Origin of the sequence: Sulfitobacter aquimarinus (genome assembly GCF_040149565.1) — a bacterium.
Taxonomy (GTDB): domain Bacteria; phylum Pseudomonadota; class Alphaproteobacteria; order Rhodobacterales; family Rhodobacteraceae; genus Sulfitobacter; species Sulfitobacter aquimarinus.
The window spans coordinates 1-225 of record NZ_JBEFLO010000033.1 but is presented as its reverse complement, the minus strand read 5'-3'; the positions used below and the strand labels follow the sequence as shown (position 1 = coordinate 225).

1 protein-coding gene is annotated in these 225 nt (G+C 66.2%); it reads left to right on the top strand.

Annotated features, from left to right (window positions below; translation table 11 throughout):
* Positions 1-225 (top strand): cadherin-like domain-containing protein (locus tag ABMC88_RS18490; RefSeq protein WP_349578365.1); only part of this gene is annotated, 225 nt, incomplete at both ends.

The following is a 225-nucleotide window of genomic DNA, read 5'->3' as shown; positions in this document are numbered from 1 at the left end:
GCGCCTGATGCGGTGGATGATGCGGATACGACTCCGTTCGAGACGCCTGTCACCGTTGACCTGCTGGCCAACGACACCGACATCGACACGCCGCTCGAAGACCTGACCGTGGTCTCGGCCACCGTGCCGGCCGAGCAGGGCACGCTGGTGCTGAACGACGACGGCACAGCCGAGTTCACCCCCGCAGACGGGTTCGAGGGCGAGGCGACCATCACCTACACCATC